Raw genomic sequence first — 16,576 nt, 5'->3', positions numbered from 1 at the left:
ATGAACAGTGCAATAATTAGCGTTTCGGACAAAACAGGACTTGCAGAATTGGCAAAAGCCATGCAGTCTAAAAATATTCGTATCTTTGCTTCCGGCGGGACGCAAAAATTCCTTGAAACAAATAATATAAAGTGTGAAAGCACAAATACCCTCACCGGTTTTACCGATATGGTCGGCGGCAGGGTAAAAACTTTAAACCATAAAATATTTGCAGGGATACTCGCAGACAGGTCAATTCCTGAACACGTTTCCCAGCTTAAAGAACTGGATATTCCGCTAATTGATTTTGTTATATGTAATCTTTATCCTTTTGAAGAAAAACCCGGAATTGAAACTATTGATATCGGTGGCGTTACTCTTATGAGGGCATCCGCAAAAAATTATAAATCCGTTACCTGCATTACGAATCCTTCTCAATATCCGAAAGTAATCGAAGAACTTAACAAATCCGGCAGTATTTCAGAGAACACAAGACTTGAATTTGCAAAAGAAGCATTCAGGGTAACAAGCAGGCTGGATTCAAAAGTAGCGGAATTTATGGGGGAAGATTCGCTTAGAATAAACTGCGAAAAAGTAATGCAGTTAAGATATGGCGAAAATCCTCACCAGTCAGCTGCGCTTTATAGAACAATAGGACAAAATAGCATTGACCTTACTTCTGCCCGGCAGTTACAGGGAAAAGAGTTGTCTTTTAATAATATTCAAGACATAAATGCCGTGCTTCTTGCGATAAAAAGCTTTACAGAACCGTGTATCTGTATAGTTAAACACGCAAATCCTTGCGGAATAGCTACGGATAAAAATATCACAGAAGCATATAAAAAAGCTCATTCTACAGACCCGACATCAAGTTTTGGCGGTATAGTTGGGGTAAATTCCGAAGTTACGGAAGAACTTGCAAAAGAATTAACCGCTACATTTCTTGAAGCTGTTATTGCTCCGTCTTATACGGATAAAGCTAAAGAAATTCTTACATCTAAAAAGAACTTAAGAGTGTTGGAACTGCCTTTAGATAAACCTCTTTCTAAAACTGCTTATTTATGCGTTGAAGGCGGGTTTCTTGTTCAGGATAGCGACGTAATTTCGGACACCGAGGAAAAATGGGAAGTCGTTACGAAAGTCAAACCGACGCCTGACGAAATGGAAGCGGCTAAATTTGCTTTTAAGGCAGTAAGATTTATGAAATCTAATTCTATATGTGTTGCGAAAAAAGATATGACGATAGGTTTGGGCGCAGGACAACCTAACAGAGTCGGCTCGGTAAAAATCGCAATAGAAAATGCAAAACATTTTGGTTTTGATATGAAAAACGCTACTATGGCTTCGGACGGATTCTTCCCGTTTAACGATTCCATAACCGTTGCCGCAGAAGCGGGTATTAAATGCATAGTCCAACCCGGAGGTTCCATAAGGGACCAGGAATCAATAGACGAGTGCAACAAATTAGGTATCTCAATGATCGTTACGCATTGCAGACACTTTAGACATTAGCAATGCCCCGAAAAACAGTTAACCGCATCCCTCATCCTGCCGAAGAAAAGGCAAGAAAAGCCATAGGTTCTACTTTTGGCCCTGAAGTCGTAGACGTTTCAATGCTGGATACTTTTCCTTACGAATATCCCGGGAATTCCATTAATATGGAACATACGACGGATGAGTTCAGTTGTCTTTGTCCCTTTAATAAGATGCCGGACTATGCGCAATTAACAATAAGATATGTGCCGAATAAAGTGTGTGTTGAATTAAAATCGTTGAAATATTATTTGTATTCTTTCAGACAGGTAAAAATATATCACGAACATGTAGTGAATAAAATACTAAAGGATTTAGTTTCAATTTTGAAACCAAAAGAGTTGACAGTAGAGCTAAAGTTCGCTACCCGCGGTGGAATCAGTACAATTGCTACCGCACATTACCCTAATGTTCGGAGCAGATAATTTACATTTGTAAATTATTATATTGATTTTTAAGAATAAGAAGAAAAGAATAAAGGTTAAGCCGATAAAATCTCAAAGGGACTACCCCTGCTGGCAGAATTTATTGCGTATAACAAACCTTTAAAAGGACCTGCCTGAAGGCAGGCAGAAAAGAAGGAGATTTCGATATTATGGACACAAAAGGAATAGTTTTGAAGCCGGAATTTGAGAAGGCTATATTGGATTTGGGATTTGCCGAATTCACGGAGATACAGGAGAAGTGCATCCCGCTTATACAACAGGGGAAAGACGTAATCGGATTATCATTTACCGGTTCAGGGAAAACTGCTGCATTTGGTTTTCCTGCTCTTGAAAAAGTCGTACTCGGAAAGGGAATACAAGTGTTGGTCGTTGTTCCCACAAGAGAACTTTGCAATCAGGTTGCTTATGAATTAAGGAAGTTTTCAAAATACAAAAAGATGCATATCGTTGAAGTATATGGCGGAGTTTCCATATATCCCCAGATAACGGACTTGAGATATGCGGAGGTCGTGGTTAGTACTCCGGGAAGGCTTTTGGACCATTTTTCCCGCAGAACTTGCAAGACAGACCGCGTAAATATTCTTGTTCTTGACGAAGCAGATAAAATGTTTGATATGGGATTTATTGAAGATTTGAAAAAAATAATTGCAATGATTCCAAGGGACAGTCAGAAATTATTATTCGGCGCGACAATGCCCACCGAAATAATGCAAATCGCAAAGAGCTATATGAACAATCCTGAAAGAGTCAAGATGCAAACGTATGTTGACAAAAGTAAGCTTATTCAACATTATTATGACGTTGAAGCAAAAGACAAGTTTGCCTTGCTGGTGCATGTATTAAAAACTGAGTCAAAGGGGCTTGCTATAATTTTTTGCGGAACAAGAAGAACCGTTGATAAAGTCAATGAAAATCTAGTTAGGCAACACGTAATGTCGGAAGCGCTTCACGGCGGATTAACCCAGGGGAAAAGAAAGCAGGTAATAGATGCATTTCACGCGAAAAGACTTAACGTTCTTGTTGCGAGTGATGTCGCTGCGCGCGGGTTAGATATAAAAGACGTAACTTTGATAATAAATTACGATATCCCAAAAACGTCCGTAGAATATGTCCATAGAATAGGAAGAACCGCAAGGGCAGGACAAGAGGGAAAAGTAATTTCTTTATTGTCTCAGGCGGATTATGAATCTTTCACAAGAGTCCTTGAGGATAAACTGATACTTATCCGTAACCTGAAAACGCCTGATTTCAAACGTATAGAATTTGCAAGAAATCAGTTCCGTAAAAGAAAATTCAACTTCCATAAAAGTTAAGGATAGCGGCGGAAGGGTAGGGGGATAGAATAGAAATAAAAATCCCGTACGGCAAAGCTACAAAAAACGTTTCTATTCCCGACAATAATATTGCCGGTATTATATATCCAGATAAAGTAAAGATTGGGGACGAGACTAAAACTATAATATCGGCGATTGAAAACCCAATCAATGCAAAACCGTTTGATAAATTTCTTGAGAATGCAAAAAACATTCTGTTTATTGTAAACGATGCTTCAAGGTCTACCCCTACTTCAAAAATATTAGACATTCTGTTTGATAAAATCCAGGGCAAACCTGTAAAATTTTTAGTAGCTACCGGGATACATTCTGAGACAACCGAAGAAGAATTGCGACTTATTTTCGGCAAACATTATGTTGATTTTCGAAAACAAATATATATTCACAATGCAAAGAAAAATGAAGATTTGGCTTATATCGGAACTTCCAAAAGCGGCACGGAAATATGGTTAAATAAATTATGCGTTGAAGCTGATAAAATTATCGTTATCGGGTCGGTAGAGCCTCATTATTTTGCAGGATACACGGGTGGCAGAAAAGTGTTTTTGCCCGGCATAGCTTCTTTTAAAACGATAGAACAAAATCATAAACACGCTTTGAATCCTGAGGCAAAGATACTTGCGCTTGAAAACAATCCCGTTAATAAGGATATGACGGATACGCTGGAGTTTCTTTCAGATAAAGAAATATTTTCTATTCAAACTGTGCTGGATAGGGAACATAAAATTTATTCGGTAACGGCAGGAGACATTAACGATTCCTTTTATTCTGCTGTGGACAAAGCAAATGAAGTCTTTTGCGTAAAAATAAAAGAAAAAGCGGATATAGTTGTATCCGTTGCAGGATATCCTCTGGATGTTGATTTGTATCAATCACAGAAAGCCATAGAAAGTGGAAGATTGGCATTGAAAGAAAACGGCATTTTGATTTTCGTATCAAAATGCAGGGAAGGGATAGGGGATAAGGCGTTTTTTGAAATTCTTGCAAGTTGCAAAACTCCCGAGTTAGTTTTTGAAAAACTTAACAAGGAGTATAAACTTGGGTATCACAAAGCAGTAAAATTGGTGGAATTATTAAGGATTGCAGAAATCTGGGGGGTAACGGATTTAGATGAAAATACTCTAAAAAGCGTATTCATAAAGTCTTTTTCTTCCTTACAGGAAGCTGTGGATAATGCGATAGACGAGAAAGGCACAACCGCAAGAGCTCTATTTTTAATGGATGGAAGCATTACGGTACCGGTGTGTCCGGATTTTTAATTATTTTCAACGCTCTAAATTTCGTGACTTTTTTATTTTAACCTTGACAGTTTTTGAATGTTTTTGTAGAAAGTAAGATATTATTAAGGTAAAAACTAAAAGCTAATATTAAAGTTGAGATAAGGAGTCAATATGAAATTATTAAAATGGATGTTTGTGTTTTTTGTTGCAAGTTCTCTTTCCGCTTATGAATTAAAACTGGGTTCGGCAGAACTTGGGCTTATCAATGACAGCAAGGCTGAAGTTACTTTCAAAGTAAACAACTCCATAGATAAACCTTTTTCTATGAGAGCAATGCGCAAACACGAATACGTAAGTTCGTACAAAAAACTTGTCGTTGATTTAGAGGATACGGTAATCGCTAAGTTTTACCCTGATAAAAAAGAATATTCATTTTCTATCGGAACAGGAGATTATGTCCTTGAACTTTGTGACGCAGAAGGTTTTGAAATAAGACTCGAAAAAGACAAAGTTGCTGTCGGGCAGGATATGTATATTAAAGATGGAAAAGCCGTTTATACGAAGCCGATAAATATGTTTATTGAGTCAAATATTATATTAATTAAAGGAAAACTTATTGCGGATAATTCGATAATACAGGTTGCCCGTGAGTTGTGTGTGAATAAACGCGGGAAAGGATCTTCTACCGTAGAAACGTATAAACTTAAAATTACAAATGGTCAAATAGACGGAATATTAAAAGAAGAAGGGGATTATGATATAAGCGTTCTTTCCGTGGAACTTCCCAAGCTTAATCCTGAACTTGTTACTGCACAGGTGGAACTTACGCCCAATACTTTCACTGCAAGAAAAGGGCCAAATAATAACCTCGTAATTAAGGTAACTCCGAAAATCCAAAAAGTAGCAATATCTTCCAACATATCGGAAACATATGTTATAGAAAAACCGAACCTCACTTATTATGATTTAAATAAAATAATTCATAACGTTTCGCCGACAATAACGCCAATGCCGCGTCCTCATCCTATAGAGCTTGGCACGGGAGAATATTTATTAGAGTGTATAAAAGACGGCAAAATATACAGAAAGAAAATGTGGGTCCCGCCTGTTTCCAGTATGGATATTTATAGACTTGAGGATTGGTTTGATAATAGCTGTGAAGTTGGGTATTCTATTGCTAAAACGGGTTGCACCGGAGCAGTAAAAGAAATTTTATATAAAAATTATAATATGCAATTGATAGGTTCTCCAAATTATGATGAAGATGTGCCTGTGTTTATAGGTAATAAAAAATATACTATTAGATTTCATGCAACCAGGAATAACAATAATGTGTCTTCAGATTTTTCAATTGATAACATAAAGAATAATGTTTTGGATTTAAAAGAAATAGCTCCTTCTTCGACGATGAGTAAAAAATTGAATACAGTAGATGACCTTTATAATAAAGTTAAATCGCAATTTAACGGGAGATATGCCCAGGGGAACGAAGGAACCGTTATTTTGGAAAACAGTTTATACGCGCCTCCTTTTAGAATAGATTTCAAAGCAAATTTACAGTTTAACAAAGAGAACGGTAAATGGGTAGGTTTGGCAATGGAAGGTAACACTATATCGTATAAAATATATCAACTTGAATTAGAAAGAGTTAACCTGTTAGATTTTTTTAATAAATAGTAAAAATGATACCGGACATTAAATCTGCTTACGGGAAAGTTACATATAGAAAGTTAAGTGATTTAAAGACTTATTTTTCCGACCAGAAAGCAGTAGAAGAAATATTAAAAAAAGCCGACCCTGTTCTCTATGAAGTTTATGAAAACGAGGTTCCCAAAGAAGAAGAGCATCTTACTTTTGCCACGACTGTTCTTTATCCCGGTAAAGTAGGGAATGAGTTTTATTTTACCAAGGGGCATTTTCATTTTGAACCTGATGGAGCAGAAGTAACGATTGGGATACAGGGGGCAGGCATAGTATTGCTTCAAAACAGGGAAAATCAGGTTAAATCCGAACCGCTGACGCCTTTTAGTGTTGCGTATTCTTCTCCCGGGTGGGCGCATAGAGTCGTGAATAACTCTAATGAAAAACTTGTTTTCCTCTCTATTTGCAGGGCGGATGTAGGGCATGATTACGAGACCATAATTAAGAAGGGATTTGTAAAAAAAATACTTCAGCGAAAAGATTAAGGAAAGATAGAAATCCGCCTCAATATAATTTTCACAATTTTAAAATATTCTGATAGAAAAATGGTATATGTGGAATTTGCTTATCTGTAGGAACAGATTATAATCTCTTCCTACTTTAGTAGGTTGTTTATTATTTCTTATTTACCCATTGACAAATTCTTATTTAGTTAACACATATATGTATATACTTTAGTGTAGAATTATAGGGAAAAGTTGGAGTAATCACTCCTGAAATCACGAACTCCAACTAAGACCCCGAACTTTGTTCGGGATAAGATAGAGTAATTCGTCTAAAGTCGAAAACTCTATCTAAGGAGGCAATATGAATAAAGCTATAAGGTTTTTATTACTAATATGTTTTGGAATAGTATTTACGGGTAGCACCGTTTCCGAAAAACCATTTTTTGTCTCTAAAGAAAAACTTAAGATTGCAAAGAATGGTGTGATAGAAAACTCTTCTAAACTAAAGGGGGCGACCAAGGGAGAAGTAGATACTATAACCCCGGAGTTGGCTTCGCCTTATTATATCTATTCGTCGGAATACAGGAATTCTTATAAAGCAACGAAGTTTACTCCGATGCTTCCTTGTTCCCTTCAACAGATTTGGGTAGGCGCAGGAGGAAGTACGGCGGGGACTAAGATATGCAGTGTTTTTGTCTGGAGTGATGCAGGAACCGCTCCCGGGACGAGGTTGTTCAGTGATACTATGACTTTTAAGGCGGAATCCGCGGGTTATCTTTATTGGAATAGCCATACTTTGCCGGCTCCCATAAGAATGGCAGGTTCTTTTTGGGTGGGAAGCAAAGAAAACGATACGTTGTTTCCAACCACAGGGTTTGATGAAACTATGAGTTTGCCTTCGCAATTTAGTTTTAACGGAAGCGCTTGGATAGCGGGCGATTCTATTACATTTGATTATATGAACGCGGTAGCCGTAAAATACGAACTAAGCGGAACTGCCGAAATAAGTGCTTCACCGTTCCCTTTTGTGATGCAAATACCCGCTATTGCCAAAAAATCGCTTTTACAGCAACCGCCGGCAATACCATTATCCTTGCTGAGCGAAGACGATGAAAAATACTGGCAGGATATAGTTCCCGGGGAATTCATAATTGGTTATAATAATAAAGTAGACGTCAAAGAGGCAACTTTAAAACAGATGGGTATAGCACAAAAAAGCATAACTTTGGCAGATAAAAAGCTCGGGGATAACTTCATACTTGTTAAGGTAGCGGGGACTATTGAGGAACAAAAAGCTTTTGTAAAAACAATGGAAGCAAAGTCTAATGTTGCGTCAATAGAGCCAAATAGGATAATGAAACTTTTCAAAAACCCCAACGACCCATATTTTTCTTCATACCAGTGGGATAAGAGAAGCGTTAAGGCGCCTGAGGCATGGGCTTATGGCTGGGGAAACGACAGTATATCAATCGGGATAGTTGACCAGGGGGCGCAATATACGCACCCCGATTTGAGCGCAAGATATACTACCGTTAAGGGGTATGACTATGTGGATGGTGATGCTGATCCCATAAATGCCGTTGCTGCAGAATCCCATGGGACACATTGCTCCGGCAATGCGGCTGCTACGGTTAATAACGGAAAGGGGATTGCAGGAATGTCTAATGCGCGACTTTATTCTCTAAGAGTAATGAGTTCTGCCGGCGGGGGTACGGCTACGGCAATCGGAAATGGAGTGCAGTGGTGCGCGACGAACCATATAAAAATAGTATCTATGAGTATTGGAGGGGGAAGTCCTTCGACTTTTGTTAATTCAAAGTGTCAGGCGGTATGGAATGGGGGTGGACTAATATTTGCGGCAAGCGGAAATGATGGCAGGGATACTACCATTTATCCTGCGGCGTATGCCAATGTAATAGGAGTTGGTTCAATAGGCACAACTAATACACGGTCTTCTTTCAGTAATTATGGAAATTATTTAGACCTTGTTGCCCCGGGTGAAAATATTTGTTCGACCATACCCGGCAGCACTTACGAGTCCGGATGGAGTGGTACGTCTATGGCTTGTCCTCAGGCGGCAGGTGGCGCTGCGCTTGTGTGGGCAGCAAATACATCTTTAACGAATGCGCAAATAAGGGATATTTTACTTAATACTGCAACGGATCTTGGAACTACGGGCTGGGACAAAGAATATGGTTGGGGAAAACTCAATCTTCAGGCTGCCGTATTGGCAGCAAAAGGGGCTTCCGCTATGACCGGGGATACGGGAATGGTTACTTTTTATAATTCACCTTCTGCTTCGGGAAATTTAGCAGTTTCCGGAATTACATACCACTCATCATGGATTAGCTCCGTGAGTCCGACGAGTTTTGGAATCGTGCCAGGGAGTTCTGCAGGAGTTACGGTTATTGTATTGGCGAGTCTTGAAACGGGCTATTATTACGACACTTTGTTTGTTACCTCAAATGACCCGGATAATAATCCATATCTTGTTCCTGTTATTCTCAAAGTGGGAGAAGTCGGGACAGAAGAGAACGCGGATTTTGGGTTGCGGAGTCCGAATTTAGGTATTTTCCCGAACCCGGCTACAAAAGTGTTATCCGTAAAATTTACTATTCCTGCTTCCCAGAACGTTAGTTTGAAGATTTATAATACTGCAGGACGATTGGTAAAAACGATTTTCGATGAAGTTAAAACGGCAGGCAGTTATAACCCGACAATCAATATGACAGAGATGAATTCGGGTATTTATTTTGTTTTGTTGAAAACGGGAAATAATACGATATCTAAAAAAGTGACTCTGATTAAATAAGATTCGAAGGTTTTTTGATAGAGGTTATCGGGGTTTTGCCATATAGAATTGTCTTTTCTTTTCGGGGAATCGTTCAATCGCATAGCGAAGCATAGTTCTGGGCATAGTCTTAAAGTGCTTTTTTAAGAATTCTTCTTCAAGTTCTTCGCTGCATCGTTTTCCTACTTCCCTGAGCATCCATCCAACGGCTTTGTGCATTAAGTCGTGTTTATCGTCTTTTAATATCAAAGCTATTTTCAGAGTATCTTCCGGGTTATTTTGCATTATGTAATAAAACGTAGAAAGAATCGAAATTCTTCTTTCCCAGAGATTTGAAGATCTGGCAAGTTTATAAAGAATAGATTTGTCTTTATTTTCTAAATAAGGTCCAACAATTTTGTATGCGGATAAATCAACCAAATCCCAGTTGTTGATTTGTTTGGTGTTTTTAATATAGAAATTATAGATTTCTTTCTGTTGTTTTGAATCAGCTTTTTTGTATTTTAATATAAGAATCTGCAAACAGATTTGTCGTTCCTCGTGAATCTTGCTTTTAATTAAATTCTGCAAGTCCTGCATTGAAAGTTCGGCATATTTCTTCGCAATCTTTTTTTGCTCAGGGACGGTAATTCCTAAGAATATATCCCCTTCCCCGTATTCTCCTTTGCCGGTTTTAAAAAACCTCTGGTAGATTAGGGCTTTTTCCTTAGAAGCGTTTTGTGCGAGTTCGGACTTAAAATTTTTAAGAAGTTTGCTCATACACTCTTTTGTATATATTTATTGGGATTTGTCAATTTTTTATTGAGTTGTTAGAAAAAGAAAATGGAGAATTTTTGGACGCAGATGAACGCAGATAAACAGGATTAAAACTGAGAAGAAATGACAGAAAAAACAGAATAAAAAGGATTTTTAACTGCAGATGAACGCAGATTAGTAAGAGGAAGAAACAAACAGTGGATTCCCGTTTTCACGAGAATGACGGATGTGCACACCTACAGTTTTTACAAAGATGCAAGGCTGCGGACTGCCCTACCTTTTTCAGGAGGATTTATCAATAATTTTTAATGCTTTAACGTAAACATTCTTAACGCCGTTGTTTTTTTCGCCCTTTATGATTTTCTCAAAAATCGGCAACAACTGTTTTCTGGTTTCGGGATTATTCTTGGCGATTTCTGCAAGAGCATAAGCTGCGCACCATTTTATAACTGTGGTATTGATCGCGTCATCGGTAGTGTTTTTCAAAAGATACGGAATAGCTTTAGCCGTTTTTTCCGGATAATCTTTGGACATATTGCCAATGGCTTCCGGCACGCCCCACTTAACTCTTGGCAATTTGTAATTGATATATTCGAGAAGTGTATCAATATGCGGCGCGAGGAGTTCCGGGTTTGACGCCGAAATGTGTTTCATCGCGTCGGCACAATTGCCTTTGTCAACATCCGAGGCAGAAACAAAATACTCAACAAACTCTTTAACCGGGATTTTCTTTTGGCAAATTATTTCAACCAGCTTTGTTTGTTTCTCTTTAGGTTTAATGTCGGATTCAAGAATTTCTTTTATTTGTCCCATAACTTTCTCCTCCTATTTGAAAATATACTACGGGTAGACAGGAGCACGTGCTCCTGTCTACCCGATACCTTAAATTCATTGCAATTATTTGTCAATTTTTTATTGACAGTGTTGCTTCCTTAATATAACAATGGATATATGAAAAAGGTAATAAGTATTTTGTGTTTTATCGTAGTAGTCGCATTGCTTGCATACGGAATTAAATCGGGGCAAGTTTCGGAAGTAGAGACAAACGCTGATTATCTTTGTCTTTCTTGCATCGGGATAGGATAAAATAATTACCCTCAAGCTAGAAGCTTGAGTTACAATTCTATGTATAGAAAACTTGTTCAGTTTGGGACTTTCTTATTAACTAACAGCAATTTCCATAAGACCATATACCAGGGGAAAACAAAACAATTATGCATCCCCGGCATTCATTGTTACGCCTGTCCTTTAACCAGGGTGTCTTGTCCTATGGGCTCATTCCAGCATTTTCTCGGGATGAAACAATTCCCGTTATACGTTTTTGGGTTTATAGGGACGCTGGGAGTTGTATGGGGGAGACTCGCTTGCGGGTTCTTCTGTCCGTTTGGATTAGTCCAGGAACTTTTATACAAAATAAAAACCTACAAAATAAAACTCGCAAAGGTTTTTAACTATGGGAAATATGTTATACTGTTTGGCGTTGCGATTATAGTCGTATGGATAACCGGAGACCCGTGGTTTTGTAAAATTTGCCCGTCGGGGATTCTTGTCGGAGGCATACCACAAGTGTTAATTGACAAAGAATTAAGACCTCTTCTCGGCTGGTTATTCTATATGAAATATATGATTATTCTGTTGGTAATAATAGGGTCAATATTCATTAAAAGGGTGTTCTGCAGAACTATGTGTCCGCTTGGAGCGATGTGGGGATTGTTTAATAAAGTTAGTTTTATAAAGCTTGCAGTAGATAAAGACAAATGTATTCAATGCGGTATGTGTGAAAAAGTTTGTCCTACGGATGTTAAAATGTATGAAGCGGTGGATAACCCGGGAGTAGCCAATACGCCGGAATGCGTAAGATGTTTTAGCTGTAAATCTATATGCCCGATGAATGCGATAAAGGTTAACGCCACCGGCACTTGTACCCACACTGAAGACACCGTTTTGCCTCAGCAATCGCCAACTCCTGTGAACTAACTTGTTCGACTTCCTTGAAGTTTTTCCTGTCTTTGATTAGTGTTAAATCAATTCTCTTTTTCTCGCCGGGATTTTTTTGAGTCCATGCCGCATCAGATAAATTAGCCGGCGTGTAAGGTTCAACAAAACTCAGCATTTCTTCGAGTTTAGCTTTGAATCCACGCAAATATACGTCAATTTCTTTTGCGCCTCTTTTGCCCATTACGATAGCGTCTATGGCTATACGGGGTCCCGTAACAAAATCTCCGCCTGCAAATACATTAGGAAGGGGTGTCTTTGAGCTTACATTGTGAATATCTTTTGTCCTGTTGTTCGGGATTTGAATTTTATCCGCAAAGGAAGCTTCTCTTGTTTGTCCGATAGCGATAATTATGTTATCACAATCAATGGTCGTAGTGGTTTTTTCATCAAACACGGGTTTGAAATTACCTTTCTTATCAAAGACGGAAGTACATTTTTTAAACTCAACTCCTGTCACTTTCCCGTCTTTTTCTATTATTTTTTTAGGTCCCCAGCCGTTGTTAATTTTGATTCCTTCGTCCAGACTTTCTTCTACTTCCGGAGGGCAGGCGGGCATCTCTTTCCGTGATTCAAGGCAGACTAGATTGACTGTTCCCGCGTTTAATCTGAAGGCGGTTCTTGCCGCATCAATGGCGACATTTCCTCCTCCGATTACGAGAGTTTTTTTATTAGCAAAAGATTCGAATCCGTTGGGATTGTTTGGTTTTGTTGCCTTTAAGAAATCTATCCCGTAATAAACTCCGGACAAATTTTCTCCTTCTATGTTAAGTTTTTGGGCAATGCCCGTTCCCGTAGCTATAAATACGGCGTCGAAATCTTTTGTTATCGTGTCGAAAGAAACCTGACTGCCGTCAGGCAAGTCATCTTTCCCGACTTCTGTTCCCGATTTTATTGTAATACCGGAATCTTCAATTAGTTCTGTTTCCTGCAAAAGGACATCTTTTGGGAGTCTGTATTCGGGGATGGAAATTCTCAGCATCCCGCCCATTTCTTTTTCTTTTTCAAAAATCGTAACGGCGTATCCTTTTTTTCTTAGCTCGTAAGCGCAGGTAAGTCCTGCCGGTCCGCCGCCGATTACGGCAACTTTTTTGGATTGTAGATTTTGGTCTTTGACCTTTAAGATTGGAGTAATGCGAACGCCTGTGCTTGCATACTCGCTAATGGCTCTTTTAAGCCGTCTTATTGCGAGTGGGCTTTCAATGCCTTTTCGCGCGCATTTTGCTTCGCAGGGAGCCGGACATATCCTGCCGAGTGTCCCAACAAAAGGAGTCACATTGGCAATAACTTTATATGCATCGTCAAATTTATTGTTGGCTAAAAGCGAGACATATTCCGACACTCTAACATGTGCAGGGCAACCGTCTTCGCAAGGAGAAGAAAGATAAAAAGGACCTTTGTATGCGTCTATGATATTGGCAACCCAGATTATAAACCATGCGAATAAGATTCCGATGAACCATGGGTTGAAGCCTGTCCATATCATTTTTAAAAACCATATTGACAGGAAAAATAGCAGGAAGATAAAAATTCCTGCGCCCCATCTTTTTCTGTATAATTGACCTAATCCCGGAATAATAGAAAGTACGCCTGCGATTAATCTTTTTTTCATTTCCATACCCCCGCTATTTTTTTGCCACAAAATTTACATTTACCGTTAACCATTATATCGTTTTCCATTACATAATATCCTTTACGTTTTATTACTATCCTTCTACAACTCGGACAATAAGTATTTTCGGATGCATTCCCCGGTATGTTTCCTATGTATACATACTTCAATCCCGCTTTTTTGGCTATTTTGCATGCCCGTTCAAGTGTCGTTATGGGCGTGGGCGGCAAGTCTTTTAATTTATACATAGGCCAGAATCTTGAGAAATGTAAGGGGACGTCAGCTCCCAAACTGTCGCGTATCCATTCACACATTTTTCTTATACTTGCGGAATCGTCATTTTTTGTCGGAATGATAAGGTTTGTTATTTCAAGCCATACCCCTTCTTTTTTTAGTATTTTCAAACTTTGCAAAACAGGTGTCAGACTACCCAAACACATTTCCTGGTAATATTCTTCCGTGAATCCTTTTAAGTCTATGTTGGCGGCATCGAGATATTTACATAATGCTTTTAACGGTTCGGGATTGATATATCCCGATGAGTGCATTGTATTTTTAATTCCTGCTTTGTGAGCAAGTTGAACGATGTCAAACATATACTCGTAAAAGATGGTAGGTTCGGAATAAGTAAAAGCAAGAGAAAGACAACCGTTTTCTTTTGCGGATTTTACGATTTCGTCCGGCTGCATAGGAATATTAAGAGTATGTTCGGGCAGGGATTGAGAAATATCCCAGTTCTGGCAGAATTTACATTTCAAGTTACAACCGGCGGTTGCAATGGAGAAAGCCGTGCTTCCGGGAAGGAAATGGAACAATGGTTTTTTTTCTATGGGGTCTATATTTACTGCGCAGGGCACCCCATAAACCATAGTGAATAGTTTGCCGTCCTTGTTTTCCCTGACTCCGCAAACTCCTCTTTGAGCTGGATTAATTATGCAACGTCTCGGACAAAGGGTACATTGTGTTAATTTGTTTCCAAGCGCTTCCCAGTATTTTGCAGGGTAAGGGGTGATTTTAGATTCCTCGGCAAAGAGCAAAGAAATAGTAATTAAAGATAAGAGTACGAACAAAGTCTTATATGTTTTCATTTTAGTATTAGCATTAATGCGCAGAGAGCAAACAAAACAATAGCCGTCGCAAGTTTTACGGGAGCCAAGTTTTTATTCATTAAAGCGCCGAGTCTTTTGGAACTCATCCCCCAGTAAACGAATATAAATATAAAAACCAGAGGCGCAACAAAAAGTAAATTATATATTAAAAGATAAAAAATGGCTTTTACTTTTAATGCAGGTACGCCAATAATATAAGTTATGGTAGGAAGATATACCTGTCCCGTACAAATAGTTTCCAGAATTGATATGATGACTCCCACGACAAAAGCAGTTACGTATAAAACAGCAGGATGCCGTTCAATACTTAGTTTATCCCTGATCATAAAATGAATTGTTCTTTTTATGTAATCGGGTAATTGGAGTGCCATATCCGTTGCCCGACCTTTTCTGCACAACCAATAATCGTATAAGTTTATGCATCCTATTATGAAAGCAAATGCCGCGATGGCGTAATATATTATTTTTGACAAAAGGATAAAACCTTCCATATGTATTGCGAGTCTAAGTAATCCGATTCCTATAAGAAAATAAGTAATGAATACGGCTAAGGTAAAAGACAACCCGCACCATAGTATGTTTTTTCGTTTGTATTCTACGTAAGCCAGATAAGATATTAGGAATATAAGTGTAGCAAATGCGCAGGGATTTACGCTGTCAACGAGACCTGCGGCGACTATGGAAAGGAGAGAGAATTTCTTAAACCTTTCTATAATGCTTTGTTTTGCATCAACGGGTGTTTGTATCGAATCGGATGGTTCCGCAGGAGACTTCCACGATTTTTTTTGTTCGATAACTTCATTCAATTCCAATTCTTTTACGATTTCTATGAAGAAGGTATCGGCAAGAAATAAAGCAGGCGTAACCAGTATTAGTTTTTCCGGAACTTTATATTTTTTTGACAGCGTTTCATACAAAAGAATGCTTTGGGAGTCGGCAATATTAAATCTTTTTATTTCCAAATCTCTATATTTTTCGGATATTCTTTTTAACGTATGTTCCACTCTCGAACATTCCGAACAACCGGTTTTGTAGAAATAAACAACCACCGCTCCGCCTACGGCGGACAGGCGGTTGGGATGTTCCACTATAGATGTGTCTATGGTTGCTGCCGTTGCTTTGCCTGAATCGGATTTTGGTTCTTTTCTTGTGGGTACTGTTTTAGGTGGGGATGTTTGTGTATTGCCCGTCACTGCCGTTACGGGATGTTTCATAGGAGAGGTTGTATCTTGAATTGCGCTGTCCGCTCCAGAGCGAGATGTTCCATCCGGAGGAGAGTTTGTTATTAACGAATCCCAGTTCATTGCTTTTATTTCGTCTTTACCGCTGAGCATAAAATTTTTCGTCAGGGTGTTATTTAATTTTTCGTGGACAAACATACCGGGCCAGTCTTTTACGTATTCATTGTAATCTTTTTCTATCGTGTTAAGATAAGCCATTCCCGCGTCTGTATCTACGTTATAGGGGGTTACTTTTATATGATATTGCTCTTGTAGTTTGGGCAGGATATTCATCACTACCCACCGGCATTTTGGTCAGCCGGGGGAATGAAAAAAATCTATGCCGGTAATAGAGAGGAACAAAAAGTATAAGGGTAGTAACATAATAATTATCTGACTATAGGGTATGATTAATATCTTAAATGTCAAATAGT

Annotated in this window: 14 protein-coding genes; 9 read left to right on the top strand and 5 right to left on the bottom strand. The window is 38.6% G+C overall.

What is annotated here, in order from left to right:
* The 7 genes from purH to WC614_08755 all read left to right on the top strand — a co-directional run bounded on the left by purH (position 1) and on the right by WC614_08755 (position 9,471).
* The gene (purH, locus tag WC614_08785) at positions 1–1,491 is read left to right on the top strand and encodes a bifunctional phosphoribosylaminoimidazolecarboxamide formyltransferase/IMP cyclohydrolase (GenBank protein ID MFA5033101.1); all 1,491 of its coding nucleotides are present in this window, start codon (positions 1–3) and stop codon (positions 1,489–1,491) included.
* Positions 1,492–1,493: 2 nt separating this feature from the next.
* Complete coding sequence (queF, locus tag WC614_08780; protein ID MFA5033100.1) at positions 1,494–1,937, top strand: preQ(1) synthase; 444 nt, start codon at positions 1,494–1,496, stop codon at positions 1,935–1,937.
* A gap of 170 nt (positions 1,938–2,107) precedes the next feature.
* Entirely contained in the window at positions 2,108–3,271 is a 1,164-nt protein-coding gene (locus WC614_08775) for a DEAD/DEAH box helicase (GenBank protein ID MFA5033099.1), read from the top strand.
* 29 nt (positions 3,272–3,300) lie between these two features.
* Entirely contained in the window at positions 3,301–4,551 is a 1,251-nt protein-coding gene (gene larA / locus WC614_08770) for a nickel-dependent lactate racemase (GenBank protein MFA5033098.1), read from the top strand.
* A 132-nt stretch (positions 4,552–4,683) separates the two neighbouring features.
* Complete coding sequence (locus WC614_08765; protein ID MFA5033097.1) at positions 4,684–6,189, top strand: hypothetical protein; 1,506 nt, start codon at positions 4,684–4,686, stop codon at positions 6,187–6,189.
* 5 nt (positions 6,190–6,194) lie between these two features.
* On the top strand, positions 6,195–6,698 hold the full coding sequence (locus WC614_08760; protein ID MFA5033096.1) for a glucose-6-phosphate isomerase family protein: 504 nt from the start codon (positions 6,195–6,197) through the stop codon (positions 6,696–6,698).
* A gap of 322 nt (positions 6,699–7,020) precedes the next feature.
* Complete coding sequence (locus WC614_08755; GenBank protein ID MFA5033095.1) at positions 7,021–9,471, top strand: S8/S53 family peptidase; 2,451 nt, start codon at positions 7,021–7,023, stop codon at positions 9,469–9,471.
* A gap of 24 nt (positions 9,472–9,495) precedes the next feature.
* Here the strand turns inward: WC614_08755 and WC614_08750 are convergent, their stop codons facing one another.
* Complete coding sequence (locus tag WC614_08750; protein ID MFA5033094.1) at positions 9,496–10,209, bottom strand: DNA alkylation repair protein; 714 nt, start codon at positions 10,207–10,209, stop codon at positions 9,496–9,498.
* Between the two features lie 279 nt (positions 10,210–10,488).
* Positions 10,489–11,019 carry a hypothetical protein gene (locus WC614_08745; protein MFA5033093.1) on the bottom strand — a complete coding sequence of 177 codons (531 nt, stop codon included), beginning with the start codon at positions 11,017–11,019 and terminating at the stop codon, positions 10,489–10,491.
* A gap of 138 nt (positions 11,020–11,157) precedes the next feature.
* Here WC614_08745 and WC614_08740 point away from each other — a divergent pair, with 138 nt between their 5' ends.
* Together WC614_08740 and WC614_08735 are read left to right on the top strand one after the other, a co-directional pair.
* On the top strand, positions 11,158–11,292 hold the full coding sequence (locus WC614_08740) for a hypothetical protein (GenBank protein MFA5033092.1): 135 nt from the start codon (positions 11,158–11,160) through the stop codon (positions 11,290–11,292).
* Positions 11,293–11,331: 39 nt separating this feature from the next.
* Entirely contained in the window at positions 11,332–12,183 is an 852-nt protein-coding gene (locus tag WC614_08735; protein MFA5033091.1) for a 4Fe-4S binding protein, read from the top strand.
* Here WC614_08735 and WC614_08730 read toward each other — a convergent pair.
* The 3 genes from WC614_08730 to WC614_08720 are packed head-to-tail and all read right to left on the bottom strand — an operon-like array spanning position 12,110 to position 16,436.
* The gene (locus WC614_08730; protein ID MFA5033090.1) at positions 12,110–13,813 is read right to left on the bottom strand and encodes an FAD-dependent oxidoreductase; all 1,704 of its coding nucleotides are present in this window, start codon (positions 13,811–13,813) and stop codon (positions 12,110–12,112) included. The two genes, WC614_08735 and WC614_08730, sit on opposite strands and share 74 nt — an antisense overlap.
* Positions 13,810–14,901: an AmmeMemoRadiSam system radical SAM enzyme gene (gene amrS, locus WC614_08725; GenBank protein MFA5033089.1), complete on the bottom strand. Its 1,092-nt coding sequence runs from the start codon at positions 14,899–14,901 to the stop codon at positions 13,810–13,812. Before amrS ends, WC614_08730 begins: the two co-directional genes overlap by 4 nt.
* Positions 14,898–16,436 (bottom strand): hypothetical protein, encoded by a 1,539-nt coding sequence (locus tag WC614_08720; protein ID MFA5033088.1) that lies wholly within the window; start codon positions 16,434–16,436, stop codon positions 14,898–14,900. Before WC614_08720 ends, amrS begins: the two co-directional genes overlap by 4 nt.
* Positions 16,437–16,576: the final 140 nt, after the last annotated feature.

It is taken from the genome of bacterium, assembly GCA_041649255.1.
In the GTDB taxonomy this organism is placed as follows: Bacteria; Hydrothermota; UBA3073; order JACQXS01; family JAQTXJ01; genus JAQTXJ01.
This window is presented reverse-complemented; position numbering and strand designations above follow the sequence as displayed.